23 protein-coding genes are annotated in these 21,952 nt (G+C 69.9%); 16 read left to right on the top strand and 7 right to left on the bottom strand.

Annotation, left to right across the window (positions count from 1 at the left end):
• Positions 1-41 precede the first annotated feature (41 nt).
• On the bottom strand, positions 42-392 hold the full coding sequence (locus QNA09_RS19450) for an FBP domain-containing protein (RefSeq protein WP_253260962.1): 351 nt from the start codon (positions 390-392) through the stop codon (positions 42-44).
• Between QNA09_RS19450 and QNA09_RS19445 the strand changes: the two genes are divergently transcribed.
• The 12 genes from QNA09_RS19445 to QNA09_RS19390 all read left to right on the top strand — a co-directional run bounded on the left by QNA09_RS19445 (position 290) and on the right by QNA09_RS19390 (position 13,360).
• Complete coding sequence (locus QNA09_RS19445) at positions 290-649, top strand: TetR family transcriptional regulator (protein ID WP_326491671.1); 360 nt, start codon at positions 290-292, stop codon at positions 647-649. The two genes, QNA09_RS19450 and QNA09_RS19445, sit on opposite strands and share 103 nt — an antisense overlap.
• 254 nt (positions 650-903) lie before the next feature.
• Positions 904-2,193: an ATP-grasp domain-containing protein gene (locus tag QNA09_RS19440; RefSeq protein ID WP_010593448.1), complete on the top strand. Its 1,290-nt coding sequence runs from the start codon at positions 904-906 to the stop codon at positions 2,191-2,193.
• Entirely contained in the window at positions 2,190-3,038 is an 849-nt protein-coding gene (locus QNA09_RS19435) for a hypothetical protein (RefSeq protein WP_017679851.1), read from the top strand. Before QNA09_RS19440 ends, QNA09_RS19435 begins: the two co-directional genes overlap by 4 nt.
• Entirely contained in the window at positions 3,035-4,108 is a 1,074-nt protein-coding gene (locus tag QNA09_RS19430; protein WP_010593446.1) for a PLP-dependent cysteine synthase family protein, read from the top strand. The genes QNA09_RS19435 and QNA09_RS19430 overlap by 4 nt, the downstream gene beginning before the upstream one ends.
• Positions 4,105-5,133, top strand: a complete 1,029-nt coding sequence (locus QNA09_RS19425; RefSeq protein WP_119700340.1) for an enolase C-terminal domain-like protein — start codon at positions 4,105-4,107, stop codon at positions 5,131-5,133. The genes QNA09_RS19430 and QNA09_RS19425 overlap by 4 nt, the downstream gene beginning before the upstream one ends.
• Positions 5,130-6,386, top strand: coding sequence for an MFS transporter (locus QNA09_RS19420; RefSeq protein ID WP_064065686.1), 1,257 nt, complete (start codon positions 5,130-5,132; stop codon positions 6,384-6,386). Before QNA09_RS19425 ends, QNA09_RS19420 begins: the two co-directional genes overlap by 4 nt.
• Positions 6,383-7,207 carry a trans-aconitate 2-methyltransferase gene (locus QNA09_RS19415; RefSeq protein WP_026137565.1) on the top strand — a complete coding sequence of 275 codons (825 nt, stop codon included), beginning with the start codon at positions 6,383-6,385 and terminating at the stop codon, positions 7,205-7,207. The genes QNA09_RS19420 and QNA09_RS19415 overlap by 4 nt, the downstream gene beginning before the upstream one ends.
• A 55-nt stretch (positions 7,208-7,262) precedes the next feature.
• Positions 7,263-8,831, top strand: a complete 1,569-nt coding sequence (locus QNA09_RS19410) for an ABC transporter substrate-binding protein (protein ID WP_119700036.1) — start codon at positions 7,263-7,265, stop codon at positions 8,829-8,831.
• Positions 8,831-9,778 (top strand): ABC transporter permease, encoded by a 948-nt coding sequence (locus QNA09_RS19405; protein ID WP_040274239.1) that lies wholly within the window; start codon positions 8,831-8,833, stop codon positions 9,776-9,778. The genes QNA09_RS19410 and QNA09_RS19405 overlap by 1 nt, the downstream gene beginning before the upstream one ends.
• The gene (locus tag QNA09_RS19400) at positions 9,775-10,611 is read left to right on the top strand and encodes an ABC transporter permease subunit (RefSeq protein WP_119700037.1); all 837 of its coding nucleotides are present in this window, start codon (positions 9,775-9,777) and stop codon (positions 10,609-10,611) included. Before QNA09_RS19405 ends, QNA09_RS19400 begins: the two co-directional genes overlap by 4 nt.
• Positions 10,608-12,047 carry an ATP-binding cassette domain-containing protein gene (locus QNA09_RS19395; protein ID WP_308072027.1) on the top strand — a complete coding sequence of 480 codons (1,440 nt, stop codon included), beginning with the start codon at positions 10,608-10,610 and terminating at the stop codon, positions 12,045-12,047. The genes QNA09_RS19400 and QNA09_RS19395 overlap by 4 nt, the downstream gene beginning before the upstream one ends.
• 107 nt (positions 12,048-12,154) lie before the next feature.
• A complete protein-coding gene (locus tag QNA09_RS19390) occupies positions 12,155-13,360 on the top strand; it encodes an enhanced intracellular survival protein Eis (protein ID WP_119700038.1) in 1,206 nt (401 codons plus the stop codon).
• Positions 13,361-13,491: 131 nt separating this feature from the next.
• Here the strand turns inward: QNA09_RS19390 and QNA09_RS19385 are convergent, their stop codons facing one another.
• From QNA09_RS19385 to QNA09_RS19360, 6 genes are all read right to left on the bottom strand, one after another.
• On the bottom strand, positions 13,492-14,523 hold the full coding sequence (locus QNA09_RS19385) for a hypothetical protein (RefSeq protein WP_190242343.1): 1,032 nt from the start codon (positions 14,521-14,523) through the stop codon (positions 13,492-13,494).
• A 96-nt stretch (positions 14,524-14,619) separates the two neighbouring features.
• Positions 14,620-14,928, bottom strand: a complete 309-nt coding sequence (locus QNA09_RS19380; protein WP_162919260.1) for a hypothetical protein — start codon at positions 14,926-14,928, stop codon at positions 14,620-14,622.
• A gap of 97 nt (positions 14,929-15,025) precedes the next feature.
• Entirely contained in the window at positions 15,026-15,478 is a 453-nt protein-coding gene (locus QNA09_RS19375; RefSeq protein ID WP_119700039.1) for a hypothetical protein, read from the bottom strand.
• 19 nt (positions 15,479-15,497) lie between these two features.
• Positions 15,498-16,640: a DUF6745 domain-containing protein gene (locus QNA09_RS19370; protein ID WP_119700040.1), complete on the bottom strand. Its 1,143-nt coding sequence runs from the start codon at positions 16,638-16,640 to the stop codon at positions 15,498-15,500.
• 239 nt (positions 16,641-16,879) lie between these two features.
• Entirely contained in the window at positions 16,880-17,329 is a 450-nt protein-coding gene (locus tag QNA09_RS19365) for a VOC family protein (RefSeq protein ID WP_119700041.1), read from the bottom strand.
• A 79-nt stretch (positions 17,330-17,408) separates the two neighbouring features.
• Complete coding sequence (locus QNA09_RS19360) at positions 17,409-17,936, bottom strand: flavin reductase family protein (RefSeq protein WP_040781099.1); 528 nt, start codon at positions 17,934-17,936, stop codon at positions 17,409-17,411.
• Positions 17,937-18,182: 246 nt separating this feature from the next.
• Between QNA09_RS19360 and QNA09_RS19355 the strand changes: the two genes are divergently transcribed.
• The 4 genes from QNA09_RS19355 (at position 18,183) to dmpG (ending at position 21,932) form a co-directional block, all read left to right on the top strand.
• Positions 18,183-19,052 carry an alpha/beta fold hydrolase gene (locus tag QNA09_RS19355; RefSeq protein WP_119700042.1) on the top strand — a complete coding sequence of 290 codons (870 nt, stop codon included), beginning with the start codon at positions 18,183-18,185 and terminating at the stop codon, positions 19,050-19,052.
• A 117-nt stretch (positions 19,053-19,169) separates the two neighbouring features.
• The gene (locus QNA09_RS19350) at positions 19,170-19,955 is read left to right on the top strand and encodes a 2-keto-4-pentenoate hydratase (protein WP_119700336.1); all 786 of its coding nucleotides are present in this window, start codon (positions 19,170-19,172) and stop codon (positions 19,953-19,955) included.
• 12 nt (positions 19,956-19,967) lie between these two features.
• Positions 19,968-20,870 (top strand): acetaldehyde dehydrogenase (acetylating), encoded by a 903-nt coding sequence (locus QNA09_RS19345; protein WP_119700043.1) that lies wholly within the window; start codon positions 19,968-19,970, stop codon positions 20,868-20,870.
• A gap of 39 nt (positions 20,871-20,909) precedes the next feature.
• A complete protein-coding gene (gene dmpG, locus QNA09_RS19340) occupies positions 20,910-21,932 on the top strand; it encodes a 4-hydroxy-2-oxovalerate aldolase (protein WP_308072026.1) in 1,023 nt (340 codons plus the stop codon).
• The last annotated feature ends 20 nt before the right edge of the window (positions 21,933-21,952 follow it).

Raw genomic sequence — 21,952 nt, 5'->3', positions numbered from 1 at the left:
GCACCCGGGTGACGGCGCCGCTCGGGTAGTGCACAGCGCGGTCAGGGGTCCTGCTCGTCGAGCACCCGCCCGACGAAGCCACCGAGTCGAGTCCCGAGCCGGCGGATCCGAGTCTCGGTGGGCAGTGCTTGATCGGGCTGATTGCCGGACAGAGGCGCCAGCTCCCGCACATACAGTGAGCATGCGAAGTTGCTGCACATGTAGGTTCCGATGCTGTTTCCGGCCTTGCCGCCGGCGCCGGCCTTGCGCGCCGTGAACAGCGACGTCCCGCCGGTGCGGTGGGCTCGAGCTGGCCTGGGCGGAAGCGCACACGCCGGATGGGCGCCGGCGAACCGCCATGTTCTTCGAGATCTATACCGCGGCGACGCGGGATCCCGAGCTGCAGCAGACATTCCTCGTCCCGGTGGTGACCGAATGGCTCGACCCCATGGCCGCGGCGATCGAGGCTGCGGGCGCGGCACCGGGCGCGGCCCGGTCCGTCGCCTCGCGCATCCTCGCGGTCCATCGAGGTCTTCTCCTCGAGGACCTCGCGCTCGGCTGCAACGTCGCCACCGATGCAGCGCACCGGGACGCCGTCCTGACGATCCGTACCGAGATCTCCCGTGCGACTTCCTCGGACGAGGAAGGGGTCCGTGACCCGGCCGAGTGAGCAGCCCGCCAATCGTTCGTCGCGACCCCGTTCGCACCGCTGTTCCGGGCTTTCCCGGCGTCGCCGGGGTCGCCGACCGGCCTGGGATCGAGCCCGGCTCGATCGGCGGATCGGCACGAGCTGCCGGACCTTCGTGGGCCACCGTTCTCATCGGCCTCGCAATCGTCCGGCACAACCAGTCTTGCTAACGATAACGATTATCAGTAGCTTCTGTGGCGCTGGGTACTACGGAGGATGCGAGCGGAAGGCCACGTGTGGCACACCTACTGCTGGTCGAGAGCTGGGTCGGGGCAATGGGAACGTTGCTGCCGAGAGCGATTGCCGACCTGGGAGTCGAGTTCACATTCCTGACCCGACGACCGGGGCACTACCCGGACACCCTGCCGGACGGCTCCCCGCATCCGCTGCGTCTCGGTCGCGCGGTGGCGACTGCCGAGACCAACGATCCGGCTGCCGCACTCGAGGCGGCGCGGCGGATCGATGCCGAGGCAAGGATCGACGGCGTCCTCACCAGTTGCGACTACTACCTGCCGACGGCCGCGCGAATTGCCGCCGCGCTCGGACTTCCCGGTCCGACACCCGAGGCGATCGAGACCGCCTGCGACAAGGCGCGCACCCGGGCGGTGTTGGATTGCGTCGGTGTCCCGGGGCCGCGGCACACCACCGCCTCGGTCGACGACCCGATCCGGCTCCGTACCGCGGCCGAGTTGGTGGGATTCCCCTTGGTGGTCAAGCCCACCGATCTGTGTGCGGGAATGTTCGTGCGACGCGCGGACAGTTGGCTGGATGTCGAGTCGGCGGTGCACGCGCTGCGGGGGTTCGAGATCAATGCGCGCGGGCAGCGGCGGAGTCCGGTGGTGTTGCTCGAGGAGTTCCTCGCCGGACCGGAATTCAGTGTGGAGAGCTGGATTTCACGCGGAAACGTCCACACGGTCGGCGTGACCGACAAGAGCCTGGGTGGGACGTCGGGTTTCGTGGAGACCGGGCACATGTTTCCGGCCGACCTGGCTGAGGGGGACCGCGCGAAGGTGGTGGCCGCCGCGGAGGAGGCGATCGACGCGGTGGGCCTCGATCACGGTGTGGTGCACACCGAACTGCGCCTGACCGCCGCCGGGCCGCGGATCATCGAGATCAATCCACGGCCGGCCGGCAATCAGATCACCGAGCTGATCCGGCATGTGAGCGGAGTCGACCTGCCGCGGGTGGCGGTCGAACTCGCACTGGGACGCGAGCCGATCGTCCCGGCGGTCCCGGACGAGCACCGTGACGGTGGACGGCCCTCGAGCGCAGCCGTGAGCATGCTGGTGCCGACGAGGGCGGGTGTCGTCACCGGAATCGAGGGAGTGGACACCGTCGCAGCCGATCCGTCGGTGGTCTCGGCGGCGTTCAAGGGGCCCGGTCACCGAACCACGCCGGGAATGGACAACAACAGCTACCTGGGCAGCGTCGTCGTCATCTCGCCGGAGCGGTCCGGGGCCCGCCCGCTGGCGGAGCGCCTGTTGTCGTCGATCTCCGCCACATACGGCGAGGAGCCGGCGTCGTGACCGCCACCTCGGCGATCGATACCGCGACGAACGGGCGCCTGGCTGCGCTTCTCGAGTGCTACCGCACCGACCCTGCCCGGCGTCCCGCGCGCGACGTGGTGGTGTCGGTTGCGTTCACCACGTCACAGGGGGTACGGCACGGCGGGCGCAGTGGCGGCTACCGCAACCAGGTGATCTCGCTGCGGGTGGGGGCTGCGACGGGCTCGTGCGCGGTCGAGCCGGGCTCGGTGGATCCGGAGATCGTGCACGCCTGCGCAGGGGTGGCAGTGGCCGATCTGCTGCACCATGCCGAGATCGCCGTGCAGATCGCCGCACTCGACGCCTACCTGACGCACCAGCGCCCGCACTCGGATGAGCCCCGCGCAGTGACGGTGCAGCTGGATTCCGGGGATTCGCTGCAGCGCTCGCTGGCCCGGGCGCATCACGTGACCGGGCTGGTCGACGCACCACCCGGCGGGCGGGTGCTGGTGATCGGAGTGGTCAACTCGCTGCTCGTCAGCTTGCGCGAGCGCGGGCTGCGGTACGTGCCGTGTGATCTGAAGGGCGGCACCACCGAGTGGGGTGAGCCGATCGTTACCGACTTCACCGAGCATCTCGACGAGTGTGATGCGGTGCTGGCCAGCGGAATGATGCTGGGCAACGGCACCGTCGACACCTTGTTCGCGCGGGTGGCGGCGTCCGGCCGGCGGATTCCGATCACGATGTTCGCCCAGAGTGGCGCCGCGGTCGCCCGGGAGTTGCTCGGACACGGCATCGACGCACTCTCGGCCGAGCCGTACCCGTTCTTCTGGCTGACCGGGGACGCCGGCCCGATCTACCTGTACCACGGGTCGAGGGCACGATGACTGTGATCGATCTACCGGCGCGGGTGGGGAACAGCCCACTCGTCCGCATCCTCACGCCGGTGCCGACCCGGCATCCGGGCTACTTCGCGAAGATCGAGGCGCTCGGCCTCGGTGGGCTCAAGGCGCGGTCGGCCCTGTCGATGCTGGTCGGCGCCCGGCGACGCGGGGAACTGCGGGACGGCGCGCGGATCGTCGAATCGACCAGCGGCACTTTGGGAGTCGGGTTGGCATACGTGGCACAGCCACTCGGCCACCCCGTGACCCTGGTGGTGGACTGCGAGCTCGAACCCGCCATGCGCAATTTGCTGTGCGCGCTGGGTGCCACCGTGGAGATCGTGGACCGTCCGCACCCGGAAGGCGGGTGGCAGCAGGCCAGGCTCGACGTCCTGCACCGGATTCTTGCCGCCGACCCGGATGCGTACTGGCCCAACCAGTACGACAATCCCGACAACGCCGTGGGCTACCACGGGCTCGCCGACGAGATCGTCGCGGGCCTGGCCGCACAGGGTATCGAGCGGGCCGAGGTGCTTGTGTGCAGTGTGGGCACCGGCGGCCACAGCAGCGGAGTGGGTCTGCGGTTGCGCCAGGCGTGGCCGGACCTGCGGATCATCGGGGTCGATGCGGTGGGGTCGACGATCTTCGGACAGCCCGCCGCCTGCCGGGTCATGCGGGGACTGGGCAGCAGCGTGCATCCGCGCAATGTGCGATACGAGATGTTCGACGAGGTGCACTGGGTCGGCCCGCGCGAGGCCGTGCACGCCTGCCGCAGCCTGGCGCGGGACGGGTTCCACACCGGCGGCTGGTCGACGGGTGCGGTGGCCACGGTGGCCGGGTGGGCGGCCACCCGCTGGCCGGGCTCGGTGGTCACCGTCTTTCCGGACGGCCCCGACCGCTACCTGCGCACCATCTTCGACGACGACTGGTGTGCTCGGCACAGCCTGCTCGCTCCGCCGCGAACACATCCGCACGAGATCGCCGAGTGCGGTGACCCGGCGGAGTGCTGGACGCGGTGCGAATCCGTGCGGGCCCCGCACCCGGGGGCGAGGGACCGGATGGAGACGGCGCGATGAGCCTGACCTGGTCGGTGAGCACCCTCGCCCTGGCCCGGCCGTTCCGGATCAGCCGGGCGGTGATGTCGTCCCGCCAGGCGATCACGGTCACCGTGACCGATCCCGACACGGGATCGTGCGGCCGCGGCGAGGTCGTCACCTCCGTGTTCGCGGGCCTGGACGTGCACCTCGTCGAGGCCCAACTGCGGGCGGTCGCGGCGTGCTGCGGTGCCCGAGGGATCCCCGAAACGATTCCGGCACACGTGCACCCGGCGGTCGCCGGCGCCGTGTGGTCCGACGTCGCCGACTACCGGGCACGCGTGAACAGGCAGACGGGCGCTGCGCACCTCGGGCTGCCGCTGCCCGCCGAGATCCCGATCTCCCGCACCCTCGGAATCGGTGCGCCCGAGGACATGGCCGCCGAGGCCGCCGAGTTGTCCGGGTGCGGGTTCGCTCTGCTGAAGGTCAAGACCGACGCCGACCCGACCGAATCGGTACGGCGGCTGGCCGCCATCGCCGCTGCCGCTCCAGGCGTGGACCTGATCGTCGACCCGAACGAAGCGTGGACCGCCGCCACCGCGCTGTCGGTACTCGCCGACAGCGGTGGTCTGCCGATCGTCGCGCTCGAACAACCGCTGCCGGTGCACGACCGCGACGGAATGCGGGAGCTGCGCAGCCGCACCGATCTTCCGCTCGTCGCGGACGAGGCCGTCCACGACCTGACGGACCTGGACGAGCTGACCGGCCTCGCGGACGTGGTGAACATCAAACTCGCCAAGTGCGGCGGCATCTACCGCGCCCACGCACTGGCCGAGGCGGCCGGCGCGCGCGGAATGGAGGTGATGCTCGGCTGCCTGGTGTGCAGCTCGCTGGGTATCGCCCCCGCGGTTCAGCTGGCGTCCCTGGCCCGATGGTGCGACCTGGACGGGCACCTGCTGCTCGCCCGAGACCCGTGGGCCGGCCTCGGGGGCGGAGACGGAAAGCTGCGCCCGAGCGGCCTGCCCGGACTCGGCGTGTACCGACCCGACAACGAGGAAACGCGATGACCGCCACCGACTCCCCGGCAGGGACCTTCGCTCTGCTGCGCAGCTTCCCCCGCTCGGTACAACTGCTGGTGCTCAACCAGTACGGCGTCAACACCGGCTTCTACATGCTGGTGCCGTACCTGTCGATGCATCTGACCGGGAACCTGGGTCTGTCCCTGGCGATCACCGGCCTGGTCCTCGGGGCGCGCACCCTCAGCCAGCAGGGGTTGTTCCTGATCGGGGGCACCGCTGCCGACCGGCTCGGACCCCATCGGGTCATCATCGCCGGCTGCGCACTACGGTCGGTGGGCTTCGCGGTGTTCGCTGTGGGCACCAGCGTGCCGCTGCTGCTGCTCGCCTCTGTTCTGTCGGGATTGGCTGGGGCTCTGTTCAATCCGGCCGTGCGCTCCTACATCGCCGTCGCCGAACCCCGGCGCCGGGCGGAGGCGTTCGCGGTCTTCAATGCCTTCGCACAGGCGGGGGCACTGTCCGGGCCGCTGATCGGCAGCGCGCTGCTGACGGTGGACTTCCGTACCGTCGCCGTCGCCGCGGCGGCCGTCTTCGCCGCCCTCACCCTGGCACAGCTGCGGTTTCTGCCCGCCCACCCGGTGGACCGCGCCGAGACGACGGTGCTCCGCGGCTGGGGTGCGGTGCTGGCCGACCGCCGGTTCGTGCTGTTCACCGTGACCATGCTCGGGATGTTCGCCCTGCAGACGCAGATGTATCTGGTGTATCCGGTGCTGGCCGGGCGGATCACCGACTGGAGTGGGGCAGTGGCGGTGCTGTTCCTGTCCACCACCGTCTTCGGTCTGCTCGCTCAGGTGCGGCTGACCCGATGGTTCGATCGCCACACCAGCCGGGGCACCGCGATCACGGCGGGGCTGATGCTGATGGGCGCCGCGTTCGTGGTGGCACTGCCGGTCCTGTGGGGCGAACCCTCCCACGGCGCGGGACGGATCGCCCTGACGCTGGCACCGCTGTTGCTCTCCGCCCTGATCCTCGAAGCGGGCATCCTGATCGCGCAGCCGTTCGTGATGGAACTGATCCCGGCATACGGGCCGTCGAACATGTCCGGAACTCTGTTCGGGATGTTCTACCTGGTCTCCGGGGTGGCCGCCGCCGGCGGCAATGCGCTGATCGGATACGGCCTCGACCTGGGCAACGGGTGGCCCGGAGCGCTGGTGTGCGTCGCCCTCGCATGGGGTTCGGCCACCGGGATCTGGCTGTTGCACCGCCGCGGCCTGCTCGCCGACCCGGCCGGAGCGCGGACATGACCGCGGCTGCAGGGGCTCGGAACCTGTTGACGGACAACCCCGCTCTGTACGAGGCACGATTCCCCGACCCGGACCACAGCGCCGCCCGGTTCGTCGACGACATTCTCGCGACCTACCTGACCTCCGACGATCCGGCGCCGCGGACACACCCCGCGACAGTGCTGGACCTGGGCTGTGGCACCGGCCGCGACCTGGGATACCTGGCCCGGCGGGGATACCGCTGCCTGGGCATCGACCAGTCCCCGGCGATGGTGCGGTACGCGCAACAACAGTATCCGGGCGTGAGAGCCGCGGTCGGCGACCTGCGCACCTTCGAGGTCGACGCGAGCGTCGACGCCATCGTCTGCCTCGACAGTGCCCTGCTGTACTGCCACACCGACGTCGAGCTGGAATCGTGCCTGCGCTGCTGCCGCAGGCACCTACGTCCCGGTGGGCTGCTGATCGCGGAAATGCGCAACGGCGCCTTCTTCCTCGGCAACACCGAACTCCTCGACGGGCCCACCCGCTCGTCCTTCTCCTGGCACGGCCACACCTGGCGGGCGGAGACCACCCTGTGGATCGACCACGCGGCGCAGCTGCTACGCCGCCGCCGGCGGTGGCAGATCCCCGAGTCCGCCGAGCCCCTCGTCCAGACCTCGGCGTGGCGGCTGCTGTTTCCGCTGGAGCTGACCGGCCACCTGCAGCGCGCCGGATTCGTGGTGCGGGCACTGTTCGACACACCCGGACCCCGCACCGAGACCGGCTGGCCGGGGCAAGGAACCGATCTCGGCGGTACTGCGCTCTGCGGCGACCGGCTGCACGTGATCGCCGAGGCCGTCTGATTCACCCCCACGTTCCACCCGACCCGCTCGATCCACTGCCCGAGGAGATACCCCGATGAATCCGATTGCCCTGCCTCCGCGTCCGCACCTGAGCCGTCGCTCGTTCCTCGGCCTCGGCGCCGCCGCCGGCGCCGTACTGCTCGGGGCATGCAGCACGAGCGGCGAGACCGCCCCCGCGGCCACCGCCGGGCCCCGGGACGGCGGCCGACTGCGAGCGGTGTTCGCGGGCGGTGGCGCACAGGAGGTGTTGGACCCGCACAAGACCAACCTGTACGCCGACGTCGCCCGCGCGAACGCGCTCTACGACAAGCTCGTCGAATACGGCGACGACCTCGGCCCGGTACCGCGGCTCGCCACCGCCTGGCATCCGAACGCCGACGCGACCACCTGGACGGTGGAGCTGCGCCCGGCGGTCTTCCACGACGGCCGGCCGGTGCGCGCCGCCGACGTGCTGTACTCCTACCGGCGGATCCTGGACCCGGTGAACGCACTGCGCCCGCGGGCCTCTCTCGAGGTGATCGACATCGCCCGCTCCCGCGCCCTCGACGACCACACGATCGAGTTCGTCTGCGCCCGCCCGTGCGGGGAACTGGCGAACGTGCTGGCCGCGTTCGGCGCCTACATCATCCCGGAGGGCACCACCGACTTCAGCCGTCCGATCGGCTCCGGGCCGTTCACGTTCGTCTCGTTCGAACCGGGGCGCTCGCTCGTCACCGCGCGATTCCCCGACTACTGGGACGGTGCCCCCCATGTGGACGAACTCGAGATCCTCACCGCTCCGGACGAGACCGCACGGATCAACGCCCTGCTCGGTGGGCAGGTCGACTACGCCGACGACCTCGGTGTCACCTCGGCGCGCACCTACGAAACCGATGCCCGGATGCAGATCCTGCGGTCGCCGCGCAGCGCGATGTCGGCGTTCGCGATGAAGGTGGACCGGCCCCCCTTCGACAACGTGGATCTGCGGCGGGCGATGTTCGCCCTCGTCGATCGCGACGAGCTGGTCACCACCGTGCTGGGCAGCACCGGTGTGGTCGGCAACGACCTGTTCGGCAAGGACGCCAAGTACTACGCGGCCGACCTGCCGCAGCGCACCCTGGATCTGGACGAGGCCGAGGCCCTGATCCGCAAGGCCGGCGCCCGGAACGCGACCATCGAACTGCAGACCACCGGCGCCACCAACGGCTTCGTCGAGGCCGCCAACATCCTGGCCGAGCAGGCCGGACGCGCCGGACTGAAGATCGATGTGAAAGTCGGTGAGGGATCGACCTATTGGACGCGCACCCTCGACGAGGGTGTGTTGTCGAGTTTCCGCTCCGGGGCCATGCCCATCGAAACGCACCTCGCGCAGCGGATGCTGTCGACCTCGGCGAAGAACTACACCCAGTGGCGCCGCCCCGAGTTCGACGCCTTGTTCGCCACCGCCAGCGAAACCACCGACGAGAACGTCCGGGCCCGCGCATATCAGCAGATGCAGTCGCAGCTCCACAGCGAGGGCGGTCTGCTGGTGTGGGGCCTCTCCGACGGCCTGCACGGGATGGCGCCGCATCTGGCGGGGATGGCCGAGAATGCGCCCAGCAACACCCTCGGGTACGCCCGTTTCGACAAGGCCTGGCTTTCGTGATGCTCGCCCGCTACGCCGGTACCCGCCTCACGGTGGGACTGGCCCAGGTGCTGGGCGTACTCGTCGTCGTCTTCGCGATCGCCGCCCTGCTGCCGGGGGACGCTGCGGTGGTGATCGCGGGCGATGACGCAGATCCGCGGCGGATTGCGCAGTTACGCGAACTCCTCGGGCTGGACCGGCCGCTGTCCGTGCAGTTCGGGGACTGGCTGACCGGTCTGCTCGGCGGCGACCTGGGCACCTCCGTGGTATCCGGCCGCCCCGTCACCGCGATGCTGGGCTCGGCGCTGGCGCCGACGCTGACCCTCGCCGCCCTGGCGTTCGTGGTGCTGGTCCCGCTGGCACTGCTCCTCGGGGTGGTCGCCGCGGTGCGCCGCGGCCACCGGATCGACCGGGCCGTCACCGCCCTGACCGTAGCGTTCTACGCGGCACCGGAATTCGCGTTGGCGATCGTGCTGGTGGCAGTGTTCGCGGTCGGGCTGGGATGGTTCGCGCCCACCGCGGTCGGCGCCGGTGGTCCGTTGCTGATGCAACCGGAGCTGTGGGTGCTGCCCGTACTGGTGCTGGTGATCCGCCCGGTGTGCTCGCTGTCGCGGTTGGTGCGCTCGTCGCTGATCACCACCCTGGACTCCGAATACATCCGGCACACCCGTCGCCTCGGTGTGCCCGTGCGGCGGGTGATCTGGCGGCATGCCCTGCCGGGCTCGCTCACCCCGGCGACACAGCATCTCGCGCGGGTCGCCGATTGGCTGCTCGGCGGGGTCGTGGTCGTCGAGGCGGTGTTCGCGCTCGGCGGTCTCGGGCAGCTGCTGGTCAGCGCGGTCAGCAGCCGCGACATTCCGCTGTTGATGGGATTGGTGACGGTGTTCGCGGTGATCACGGTGGCGGTCAACACGGTCGCGGACATCGCGGCGTTCCAGCTCAACCCCACGGCAGGATCGGCATCGTGACCGGCTCCACGTTTCTCGAGCGTGCGGGTGGGCGGTCCCGGGTGCGCGTCGGGGCTGCCCTGACGGCGGTCCCGCTCGCGGTCGCGCTGCTGGGGCCCTTGTTCACCGAACCCGGTGCCCGTGGCCCGGCGTTCACCTACGGGGACCAGTGGCTTCTGGGAACCGATTCCGAGGGGCGCGATCTGCTCACGCAGGTCCTGCTCGGGGGGCGTTCGCTGGTGCTGGTGGCCGCGGCGGCCGTGGCCCTGACGTACCTGCTCGCCGTGCCGTGGGGGATAGCTGCCGCGACCGCTCGGGTACCGATCGTCGACGAGATGCTGATGCGCCCCCTGGATCTGCTGCTGTCGCTGCCGTCGATCATGGTGCTGCTGCTGGCCGTGGCGCTCACCGACGCCGACCTGGTCGTTCTGACAGTCACCGTGGCGGTGCTGCTGTTCCCTGATGCGGCGCGTCTGGTGCGGGCGTCGGCGCTGCACTCCGCGCACACCCCGGCCATGGAGGCGCTGCTCCTGCAACGCGAAACCTGGTGGCGCCGGCACCTCGGCTATCTGGGACGATCGCTGCTCCCGGTCCTCGCGGCAGACGCAGGGCTACGGTTCGTCGGGGCGATCTACCTGGTCGCCTCGGCCAGCTTCCTGGGGGTGAGCGCGGACTCCGCCGGCACCGACTGGGCCGTGATGATCGACCGCAACCGCGCGGGCCTCGCCCTCGTCCCGTGGGGTGTCGTCCTGCCCGCGGCCCTGATCATCGCCTTGGCGATGGGGGTGAATCTGCTGTTCGACTCCGGTGCTCGCGCGGCAACACGCGAGGTGTCGACGAGGAAGTGGCGATGACCGAGGTAATCCCCGCGGCCCCGGCCGCCGCTGTGCCCAGCAGCACCATCCGAGTGCGCGGTCTGACCGCACGGACACGGGATCGGCTCCTGGTCGACGGCGTCGACCTGGACATTCCCGCCGGGGTGGTCACCGCGCTCGTCGGGTCTTCCGGGAGCGGCAAGACCACCACCGCGCTGGCATTGATGGGCGAGCGCCGCCCGGGGGGCGACGTGACCACGACCGTTCTGGACACGGGCGGGGCACGGTTCGGGTACGTGCCCCAGCACCCCTCCTCGGCGCTGAACCCGGCCCTGCGGATCGGTACCGTGCTCGACGACATCGCTCGTGCCGGCCGACGGCACGGGCATCCGGTGACCGTGGCCGACGCACTCGCACGTGCGGGATTCGCCGACGATCCGGGCATGCTGCGCCGTTACCCGCATCAACTGTCGGGCGGACAGCAACAACGACTGGTCATTGCCCAGGCTCTGCTGACCGACCCGACATGCCTGATCCTCGACGAACCCACTACCGGGCAGGACCCGGCTCGTCGGACGGCGGTCCTCGACGAGATCACCCGACTTGCCCGGCAGGGCCTGACGATCGTGCTCGTCACCCACGACCTGGACGCAGTCCGCGCGGTCGCCCAGCGTGTGATCGTCATGGGCGGCGGCCGGGTGCTCGAGACCGGTGACGCCGGGATCCTGCCGGTCGCCGCCCCGCGGATCCCGCAGACACGCGCCGACACTGCGGATCGCCGCCCGACCCGGGCCGACGCCCGGTTGATCCTGGACGCCGTCTCGGCGGGGTACCGCAACAACCGGGTTCTGCAACGCTTTTCGCTCTCGCTCCAGCCCGGCGAATGTCTGGCACTTCACGGCCCCTCGGGCTGCGGCAAGACCACCGCGGCCCGGGTCGTCGCGGGCTTGCACCCACCCACGGCCGGACGGGTTCTTCTCGACGGCCACCCGTTGGCCGCATCGGTACGGCGACGGACCCGGCACCAGACGGCGGCGATCGGGTACGTCTTCCAGGACGCCAAGGCGGCCTTCGACCCGTATCGCAGCGTGTGGGAGCAGATCCTGCGCGGTCCGGCACGCCTGCGCGGTGCCACCGGCCCGGAATCGGCCGCGGCGGCCCGTCGCGCGCTCGACCAGGTGGGTCTGGCCGAACGGATCACCCGGCAGCATCCGTCCGCCCTTTCCGGCGGCGAGGCCCAGCGCGCCGCCCTCGCCCGTGCCCTGGCGGTCGAGCCCTCGCTGCTCATCTGCGACGAAGTCACCACGGGACTCGATCCCGCATCCCGACAGCGGGTGCTCGACATCTTGTCCGATCTCGTACGAACACAACGCATATCCCTGCTGATGATCAGCCACGACGGCGCCGTGGTGGATGCGATCTCCGACCGGGTCGTCGACATGACCCTCCCGGCCACGAACGGGGAACCGCCGTGAGCGCGCCTCGCCGCGTCCGTCGCCGAGGAAACCCGGCTGTCTCCGCACCGAGCCGAACCGGACAAATCACTCGCGTTCGAGGGGCCGGTTGTGTCAGTCTCTCGGACATGACCGTGCACGACGCCCTCACCATCCGTACCGCCACCGATGACGACTGGCCGGCCCTGGAGCTGCTCGACTCGGTGGCGTTCGGGTATCACCCCATCGATGCCGATCGGACACTGCTTCGTCCGATGTTCCGCACGGAGAACATCGTGGTGGCGACCGAGCGGGGCGCGCCGATCGGTCAGGCGCTGTATCTGGACATGGAGGTCACCGTGCCCGGCGGGCACCAGGTCCCGGCATGTGGTGTCAGCTGGGTTTCGGTCGCTCCCACGCACCGTCGCCGCGGCGTGCTGCGGTCGATGTTCACCGAGCTGCACCGCCGGATGGAGGCGACCGGGGCACCGCTGGCCGCCTTGACCGCCAGCGACGCCGGCATCTACGGGCGTTTCGGATACGGTCCGGCCACCGTCGCCACCGAGGTCACCGTCGATCGGCGCTTCGCCCGCTTCCGCGAGGACGCCCCCGATCCCGGCGGGGTGGTCCTTGCCGACGCTGCGACGGCGGCGGTCCGGTTGCCGGAACTGTACGACCGGTGGCGGCTGTGCACGCCGGGAGCGCAGGCCCGTCCGAAAGCCGAGTGGGACTACACTTTTGCCGATCCCGAGGAGCGCCGCGACGGCGCCTCGGCGCTGTTCTTCCTGGTACACCCCGACGGGTACGCCACCTTCCGCCGCAAGGGATCCGACGCCGAGCCGGTCGCGGTGGTCGAGGAGCTGGTCGCGATCACCGACGACGCCCACGCCGCGCTGTGGCGCACCCTGTGCGGACTGGACCTGACCCACCGCATCGAAGCCGTCCAGCATCCCGACGATCCGCTGCGCCTGCTGCTGACCGACTACCGCCTGCCGCGCACGACCGCCCGGGTGGACGAATTGTGGCTGCGGATCATGGACGTGCCGGCCGCGTTGACCGCCCGCGACTATGCCGCCGACCTGGCCACCGTGCTGGCGGTCCGTGACCAGTTCCGCAGCGCCGGGGGCACTTTCGCGCTGACGGTACGCAACGGACGGGCCCGGTGCGTCCGCACCGACGCGGCGCCGGTGATCACGCTGGACCTGGACGCGCTGTCCGCGTTGTACCTCGGCGCGCACAAGGCCCGCACGTTTGCCGCCGCCGGCCGGGTGGAGGCGCACAGTGCTCGTGATATCGCCGACGTGGACCGCGCGTTCGACGTCGCCCGCCCCGCGATGTTGGGCTGGCACTTCTGAATCAAGAGACGATCCGGGACTTTTCGGCATTATGCGGGGATTGTCATGATCTGGTCGAAATCCCCAGGTTGTGACCTTCAGTAGTCGGCAGGCTGTGAGGGCACCACTCAGATGCCCTGCCGGGTTCGGAGTCAGGGCTCGCCGGTGGGCACCGTCTGCTCACCCGGGTGTAGGCGGGCCTGCAGCTCGGCGAGTCCTTCGGCGGTCAGTTCGACATCGTGGACGGCCAGAGCCCAGTCGAAGCGGGATGTCGACCAGCGGTGGACCGGGCCCGCCCACTGCAGCTCCCACACTTCGGTCGATCGGGGGCGGCGGGCGAGCGAGGCGGTGATCCCTCGGCGGCCGAGGCGCGCTTCGAACGCACCGGTGCCGGAATCGAAGGTGTGGAGGTATTGCAGGTCCAGATCCGCGGTTACCGCCGCATTCAGGGGCTCGGCGGTGACGTGGGTGTCGAACCACCGACGCCGCTCGGCCCGCAGCGCCCGGTCCGCAGCTCGCTGCCGGCGGGCTTCCGCGGCGACGGACTCGGCCGGCCCGTCCCAGGTGAACAACGCCTCGTCGAACACCTCCCCGATGAAGAACTGTGACCAGCGCTCGGCCGACCCGACAGCGTCGATGCGCTGCTCGAGCACCAGTCCGGTCTGTTGATCGACGACCATGCGCATCGGATGCGCCGTACGCGGAGACCTGCTTTGCGGCGGTGGGGCAAGTTCGAACTGCCACGCCGGCCGCGACAGGTACGTGGTCGTGGTGAGCGGACCGGTCGGGCGGGTGTAGTCGTCACCGACCCAGTCCTCGGCGGGACGGCGTGCGAGCAGACCGGTGCCGTTGCCGACGAACCGCAGCGTCGCCGCGGGCGCGACCCGCGGCAGTTCCCGGCCCTTACGGAACCGCCAGCAGGTGACCGCGTCGCACAACAGCAGCGGGCGACCGTCGAGGTGTTCGATGCGCACCCGCATCCCGTCGCGCCACACCCGCAACTCGGTGGCCTCGATCCCGCCGCCGGTGAACGTCGGCGGCAGCGCACCGGAGAACGCGGTCCAACCGACCTCATCGCGGGACCTCAGGCCTCCGTCGGCGCTGGAGATGATCCCGCGCACCGGCACATCGGGGCCGTGCACCATCTGCACCAGCACCTGCACCCACGGAACCGACTGGTCCACCGCTCACCTCCCGTTCCAGGCGAGGATAACGACCCCCGGCGATATCGACTTCCGTATCGGATGCTTCGCCGAGGACCGGAGTTCGGGAAGTCGACGTCAAATCGGTGGTGGGCCATCGCACGTGCGGACGGCGTCGCCGGTGCGCCGGCGGCGATACCAGGCGAGCACACCGACCACCGGCACCGTCCACACCACCAGCACCCACAGTGCCGCCCGGGGCAGGCCGGGCCGGGAGCCGACGACGTCGACGGTGGCCGCCGATGCCGCGGCCAGCCATACCAGCACGAACACTCCTGCCGCCGCCCATGCGGCCACCAGTGGGCCGAAGCCTGGCAGACACTGCGTGTCGGCGCGCACGCACTCGCTCCAGCCGGCCTCGGCGACCACGCTCCCGGTCACCATCACGATCACCGAGACTACCGCCGCGAGCCCGCCACACCTCAGGGCTGCGCGGAGCGGCGACGCGTCTGGTCGGCGACGTCGATTCGGCGACGTGTTCAGGTCAATCGGCGACCAGCCGTGGCGACCCGTGCCGTCCTGCACCGTGCTCGCGTTGTCGACGGATCACGTAGCAACCCGGAGCGATCCCCGTCGCCCCGTGCTCGGGATGGAGGAGATACGCGGTCCCGGTCGTCTCGACGATGCCCAGGGCGAGACCCATGGTGTCCCGGACGGGGGTCGTCCACCTGCAGGTGCCCTCGTCGGCGACGAGAGAGTGCGGGTTGCCGCCGGCGGCGCTCCGCAACAACTCCACTCCCGAAAGCGGCACCCGGATGGAGCGCGCCCACGGTGTGCGTTCGACGGCGGCACCGACAAGCGCGTACGGAATGACGATCAGATCGCCTTGAGCCTGGAGACCATCGGTCACCGGGACGGTCACCTCCCGGTCCAGGTGGTCGAGGACGTCCAGACCGCTGAGGGCCGTGAGGTCGGACAGGGTGAGATCGGAATGCATGGGACCACCTCGGGGGAGTTCAGGTTCGGCGAACGAGTTGTGCATAGTCGGTACCGCTGATGCCGTAGGTCCAGCCCGCGGCGTCCAGTGCGGAGGAAACCTGATCGGGGACGTGCAGGCCGTAACGGCGCCGTTGCCCGTCGCGTTCGACGGAACCGTTGACGACGAGCAGGATCCGGCCGGGTCGACCCCAACCGGTCGGGGATGCATAGAGTCCGAGCGTGCATCCCGGGTTTCCCGGATCGTCGGCACGGTCCACGAGTGCGAGCGCGGCCATGCCGATGTACCTGTCCCAGCCGATGCGTTCGACAGCACATCGGCGGACCTCGACGTTGCGCTCGTCGTTGATCCGCTCGACGGTGGGATCGAGGACGACCCAATCGGGAACGATCGTGCCGTTCTGCACGAAAACATGACTGCCGTCCGCGAATTCGAGCGCCGGACGATCGGAGTGGTGTAAGCGGCGTTCGTTGTGGACGCCCCCGGGTGTGGGTTCGGTGTGCAGCGCGGTGGGCCGTTCGGCCATGACGCAGACACGTTCGAAGGCCCACCACCATCCGGTGGCACGGACCAGTGCGCCCTGAAGATCGAGAAGTTCGTCGTCGCGCGACTCGAAGCCCGCGAGACCGTAGCGTCGGAGCGTGTCGTAGTACGCGACCCGATGTGCCTCCTGTTGCCCGTACCAGGTGACGCCGGGAGTCGGGCCCGGCAACAGTGTGCGTATCGCCGTCGCGACACCGACGAACAGCGAGGTCCGCAACGAATCCCACACGGCCGCACGAAGAAGCGGGTCCTGCCGCCGAGGTGTACGCGCGTCCATTCGGTCGCGGGACGCGGTCCAGATTGCGGCGATCCCCGCCGAAGGGTGTGCCGGTTCTCCGAAGCGCAGCGGGGGGACCGAGAAGCCCTCGTCGGCAATCAACTGCAGGGCCGCTGGGGGAGAAGGTACCCAGACGAACTCCGGTTCCTCGAATCCCGCTCGCCGGTAGAGCTCTGCGACGGCGGATTCCGCGGCGGGCCGGTCGGAAGGTCTCGTACACAGTCCTTGCGCGAGCCAATGGTCACGCCGGGCGGACACGGCGGCGGCAAGGGCGTGAGGGTCGGTGATGCTGGTGGACAGGGTGCGGTGCGGAACCGCTGACGAGATCGGCACGGCGCTCACCGGATGGTGGCGGTGGCCGCCTTTCCTGTAGTCATGGTTGTCGAGGATGGCACGGGAAGGCTTCGGGCGCAAGCAAGTGTCCTCGCCCGGGCGGCCGAAGGCGGCGAAGTCCGGCGCTCACTTCGCCGGCCGAGCGCGACAGTCGTCGATCCTCGTAAGGGGCTGCTGCAGAAGGACATTCTCGGACCTTCCGTCGCGTCCACGGCACCGCATCGACACATGACAACGGCGCTCGCGCATCAGCCGATCTGCTCGAACAGCGACACGATGATCCCTTCGGGTCCACGCACGTAGGCCATCCGCACGCTGTTCTCGTACTCGCCGATGCCGCCGATGAGGCCGTACCCCTCCGCAGCCACCGCGTCGACGGCCGCCTGGAGGTCGCCGACCTCGAAGGACACGTTGCGCAGTCCGAGTTCGTTGGCCATCGCCATGGGCGATCCGGGCGCGTGGTCGGGCGTGACGAAGCTCGCGAGTTCCAACCGCGTCCCTCCGTCGGGCGGCCGCAGCACGGCGATCTCACAGTGCGCGCCGGGGATGCCGCAGACGGTCTCGACGAACTCGCCCTCCACGGATCCGGTGCCCTCGACCTCGAGACCCAGTCCGACGAAGAACGCCGTCACCGAGTCGAGGTCCGCGACAGTGATGCCGATGTGGTCGAAACGTCTCACGTGCGCCCTGGGGTCCATCCTCCGATTGTCGTCGTGCCGATCCCGGGACGGAGACGGTATCGGAGACGGTGGTGTCCGTGCCCGGCGCCGGGCCCGGTCAGGCCACCGGCACCGGGTGGTCGATCCCGAACCGGCCCCGGAAGAACACCATCGGCCGCTCCTCACACACCGTGTCCAGCTCGAGCACCCGGCCGATGATCACGTCGTGGTCGCCGGCGACGTGGACGTCGTGCACTTCCGCGTGCACGCGCATCAGCACGTCCGGCAGCGCCGGCGTCCCCCAGCGGGACACCTCCCACGCGAGATCCTCGTACTTGCGTCCCCGGCTCGAGCCGAACCGGGCGCACAGGTCGGACTGGTCCTCGCGGAGGACGTTGACGCAGAACCGTCCCGTTGCACGGATCCGGGGCCAGGCACGGCCGCGGTGGTCGGCACAGAACAGGATCAGGGGCGGCTCGAGCGACACCGAGGCGAACGACTGGCACGCGAACCCCACCGGGCCCTCGTCGTCCAGTCCCGTCACCACCGTGACTCCGGTGGCGAACTGTCCCATCACCCGGCGCATGTCCTCCGGGCTGGGCGCGTCAGCTGTCGATGGTGCGAGGGTCGTCGTCTCGAGGGGCATGAGTCCACCTCCGGGTCGTGGGACGGATCGGCGTGAGCACGCCGTGGTCGATGGGCTCGACGCTAGGACAGGCCAGGGGAGGCCCGAACGGGCGTCCCGCTGAGCGGACGCGGCCGGCGGCGACCCGGTCGCCGGAGCGGTGATCTCGCTGAACGGGATGGTGTATGGCCGTCGTCGACGAGGGCTGGCAGCCTGCGGTTCGAATGGGCGGTGTGCCCGGCACCACGGCGACGAACAGGGACGACGATGACCGAAGTGAGCTACGAGGGGACCCTGAAGGAACTTTCCACCGATCAGGGTGTGCTGCGCTACCACGAGGCCGGCGACGGGCCGCCGCTGCTCCTGCTGCACGGCTCCGGACCCGGCGTGACGGGGTGGCGCAACTACCGCGGCGTCCTCGCCGACTTCGCACAGCACTTCCGCTGCCTGGTGCTCGAGTTTCCTGGTTTCGGCGTCAGCGACCCCGGTGACGGCCACCCGATGGTGATGGCGCAGGGGGCCGTCGGCACCTTCCTCGACGGGCTCGGTCTCGGTGCCGTGGACATGATCGGCAACTCGATGGGCGGGATCGTCGCCGCCAAGGTCGCCATCGACGAGCCGCACCGCGTGCGCAAGCTCGTCACGATCGGCGGGATGGGCAAGAACGTCTTCGCGCCCGGGCCGGGCGAGGGCATCAAGCTGCTCATGGAGTTCACCGACAACCCGACCCGCGAGGGTCTCGTCCGCTGGCTGCAGTCCATGGTCTACGACCCCGCCGTGGTCACCGACCAGCTCATCGAGGAGCGCTGGGCGCTCGCCACCGAACCGAAGACCCTCGAGATCGCCCGCCGGATGTACAGCTCGAAGGCCTTCGCCGCCGGTGCCGCCGCAGCGGCCGCGTCGAACGTCACCCCGTACTGGGCGCAGCTGCACAAGATCACCGCACCGACCCTGCTGACGTGGGGCCGCGACGACCGGGTCAGCCCCGTGGACATGGCGATGCTGCCCATGCGCGACATCCCGAACTGCGAGCTGCACACGTTCCCGAAGTGCGGGCACTGGACGATGATCGAAGCCCGCGACGCGTGGCTGTCGGCCGTGCTCGCGTTCCTGCTGCGCGACGACGACCGCAGCTAGTCCACGATCCCGCTGAGCGGGAGGGCTTCCGCCGTCCCACCTGCGCATATGTCACCTTCGAGACAGCCCGATCGGCGCGACGACGCGCGGATCATCGACCAGTTCCAGGAGTGCACGATGCTCGACGGTTCCCGGCGACTCGCCGCCGCCGATCTCCTCTGGGCCGCCGAGCGCGACCGCGTCGCGATCGCCCCGCTGACGGAGACCTTTCCCGACATCGACGTGGTGGATTCGTACGAGATCCAGCTGATCAACATCCGCCGCCGGCTCGAGGCGGGCGCCACCGTCTACGGCCACAAGGTCGGCCTGTCGTCCGAGGTCATGCAGAAGATGATGGGCGTGGACGAGCCCGACTACGGACACCTGCTCTCGACGATGGTGTACTCCGAGGACGAGCCCATCGACACGGCGCAGTTCTGCTACCCGCGCATCGAGGTCGAGATCGGCTACGTCCTGGGCGAGACCCTGCCCGGCAAGGACTGCACCGAGGCGGATGTGCTGCGGGCGACCGAGTACATCGTCCCGAGCATCGAACTCATCGACTCGCGCATCGTGGACTGGCGCATCGGCCTGGCGGACACGATCGCCGACAACGCCTCGTCCGCGGGCGTGATCCTCGGAGCGGGCCGCATCGAACCGGACAAGGTCGACATCGGTGCGATCTCGGCGGTGCTGTACCAGGGCGACGAGGAGATCGCGCGCGGCGAGGCGGCAGCCGTGCTCGGTGACCCGACCCGCGCCGTCGCGTGGCTGGCCCGCAAGGTGGCGAGCTTCGGGGTGCGGCTCGAGGCCGGGCACGTGATCCTGCCCGGCTCGTGCACTCGCGCCGTCGATGCCCGGCCGGGCGACGTCTTCCGCGCCGATTTCAGCGACATCGGCTCCGTCTCAGTCGAATTCAAGTAAGGAAGTGCACCAGTGACGAAGGCTACCGCCGCGATCGTCGGGCCCGGCAACATCGGCACCGACCTGATGTACAAACTGCTGCGCTCGGATGTCATCGAGCCGCGGTGGATGATCGGTGTCGACCCCAGCAGCGAGGGTCTCGCCCGTGCAGCGACCGAGGGCCTGGTCGCGAGCCACGAGGGTGTGGACTGGCTGCTCGCCCAGGACGAGCGGCCCGACGTGATCTTCGAGGCCACCTCGGCCTACGTGCACCGCGCGAACGCCCCCCGCTACGCCGAGCTCGGCATCCAGGTCGTCGACCTGACCCCGGCGGCCCTCGGGCCGGCCGTCGTGCCCGCCGTGAACATGGGCGAACACGAGGACGCGCCGAACGTCAACCTCATCACCTGCGGCGGCCAGGCCACGATCCCGATGGTGCACGCCGTCTCCCGCGTCACCGAGGTCGAGTACGCCGAGATCGTCGCGAGCGTCGCCTCCCCGTCGGCCGGCCCCGGAACCCGCGCCAACATCGACGAGTTCACCATCACCACCAGCCGCGGCATCGAGACGATCGGCGGCGCCCGCAAGGGCAAGGCCATCATCATCCTCAACCCGGCCGAGCCGCCGATGCTCATGCGCGACACCGTGTTCTGCTCGATCCCCGAGGACGCCGACCGCGACGCGATCGCCGCGTCGATCCACGAGGTGGTCGCCACGGTGCAGGGCTACGTCCCCGGCTACCGCCTGCGCGCCGAGCCGCAGTTCGACGACCCCACCCCGATGAGCGGCGGACGCGCCCGCGTGGCGATCTTCCTCGAGGTCGAGGGCGCCGGCGACTTCCTGCCGCCGTACTCGGGCAACCTCGACATCATGACCGCGGCCGCCACGAAGGTGGGCGAGAGCTTCGCGGCCAAGCTGCTCACCGCCCGCGTGTAGAACCCCACCGCAGACCGTACTTTCGAAGGAACACAGTCGATGCCCTACAGCGCAGATCTCGACATCCGGATCACGGACTCGTCGTTGCGTGACGGCTCCCATGCCAAGCGTCACCAGTTCACCGTCGAGGACGTGCGCTCGATCGTCGGTGCACTCGACGCCGCCGGTGTGCCCGTCATCGAGGTCACCCACGGCGACGGCCTCGGCGGCTCGTCGTTCAACTACGGCTTCAGCCGCACCCCCGAGCAGGAGCTCATCAAGGCGGCCGTCGAGACCGCGACGCAGGCGAAGATCGCGTTCCTGATGCTGCCGGGGCTCGGGGTCCGCTCGGACATCCGCGAGGCCGCCGACAACGGCGCGTCGATCTGCCGGATCGCCACGCACTGCACCGAGGCCGACATCTCCGCCCAGCACTTCGGGCTGGCCCGCGAGCTCGGTCTCGAGACCGTCGGATTCCTGATGATGTCGCACAGCCAGCCGCCCGAGGTGCTCGCGAAGCAGGCGCGCATCATGGCCGACGCCGGCTGCCAGTGCGTGTACGTCGTCGACTCGGCCGGCGCCCTCGTCCTCGAGGGAGTCTCCGACCGGGTCGCGGCTCTCGTCGCCGCGCTCGGCGACGACGCGCAGGTCGGTTTCCACGGGCACGAGAACATGGGGCTCGGCGTGGCGAACTCGGTGCTCGCGGTGCGTGCCGGCGCACTGCAGATCGACGGCTCCACCCGCCGGTTCGGTGCCGGCGCGGGCAACACCCCCGTCGAAGCGTTCGTCGCCGTCGCCGAGAAGCTCGGTATCCGAACGGGTATCGACACCCTGAAGATCATCGACGCCGCCGAGGACGTGGTGCGGCCGATCATGGACGGCGAGTGCCTCCTCGACCGGATGTCGCTGACGATGGGGTACGCCGGTGTGTACTCGAGCTTCCTCAAGCACGCCGCCACGCACGCCGAGCGGTACGGGGTCTCCGGTGCGGAGATCCTCATCGAGGCCGGACGACGCAACCTCGTCGGCGGTCAGGAAGACCAGCTGATCGAGATCGCCGTCGGTCTCGCCGCCCAGAAGTAGACCTCCGGGTCTTGAGAGAG

This window comes from Rhodococcus sp. AH-ZY2, from assembly GCF_030916465.1.
Classification (GTDB): domain Bacteria; phylum Actinomycetota; class Actinomycetes; order Mycobacteriales; family Mycobacteriaceae; genus Rhodococcus; species Rhodococcus ruber.
Note: the sequence above shows the minus strand (reverse complement) of the source record. Positions and strands in the feature narration are given on the sequence as shown.

Coding starts and splice junctions, on each gene's coding strand:
- QNA09_RS19360 (WP_040781099.1), bottom strand. CDS start 17,936: ATGCCCCTCGAGACGACGACCCTCGCACCATCGACAGCTGACGCGCCC.
- QNA09_RS19395 (WP_308072027.1), top strand. CDS start 10,608: ATGACCGAGGTAATCCCCGCGGCCCCGGCCGCCGCTGTGCCCAGCAGC.
- QNA09_RS19420 (WP_064065686.1), top strand. CDS start 5,130: ATGACCGCCACCGACTCCCCGGCAGGGACCTTCGCTCTGCTGCGCAGC.
- QNA09_RS19355 (WP_119700042.1), top strand. CDS start 18,183: ATGACCGAAGTGAGCTACGAGGGGACCCTGAAGGAACTTTCCACCGAT.
- dmpG (WP_308072026.1), top strand. CDS start 20,910: ATGCCCTACAGCGCAGATCTCGACATCCGGATCACGGACTCGTCGTTG.
- QNA09_RS19365 (WP_119700041.1), bottom strand. CDS start 17,329: ATGGACCCCAGGGCGCACGTGAGACGTTTCGACCACATCGGCATCACT.
- QNA09_RS19450 (WP_253260962.1), bottom strand. CDS start 392: ATGTCTGCTGCAGCTCGGGATCCCGCGTCGCCGCGGTATAGATCTCGA.
- QNA09_RS19415 (WP_026137565.1), top strand. CDS start 6,383: ATGACCGCGGCTGCAGGGGCTCGGAACCTGTTGACGGACAACCCCGCT.
- QNA09_RS19390 (WP_119700038.1), top strand. CDS start 12,155: ATGACCGTGCACGACGCCCTCACCATCCGTACCGCCACCGATGACGAC.
- QNA09_RS19425 (WP_119700340.1), top strand. CDS start 4,105: ATGAGCCTGACCTGGTCGGTGAGCACCCTCGCCCTGGCCCGGCCGTTC.
- QNA09_RS19405 (WP_040274239.1), top strand. CDS start 8,831: ATGCTCGCCCGCTACGCCGGTACCCGCCTCACGGTGGGACTGGCCCAG.
- QNA09_RS19375 (WP_119700039.1), bottom strand. CDS start 15,478: ATGCATTCCGATCTCACCCTGTCCGACCTCACGGCCCTCAGCGGTCTG.
- QNA09_RS19350 (WP_119700336.1), top strand. CDS start 19,170: ATGCTCGACGGTTCCCGGCGACTCGCCGCCGCCGATCTCCTCTGGGCC.
- QNA09_RS19410 (WP_119700036.1), top strand. CDS start 7,263: ATGAATCCGATTGCCCTGCCTCCGCGTCCGCACCTGAGCCGTCGCTCG.
- QNA09_RS19430 (WP_010593446.1), top strand. CDS start 3,035: ATGACTGTGATCGATCTACCGGCGCGGGTGGGGAACAGCCCACTCGTC.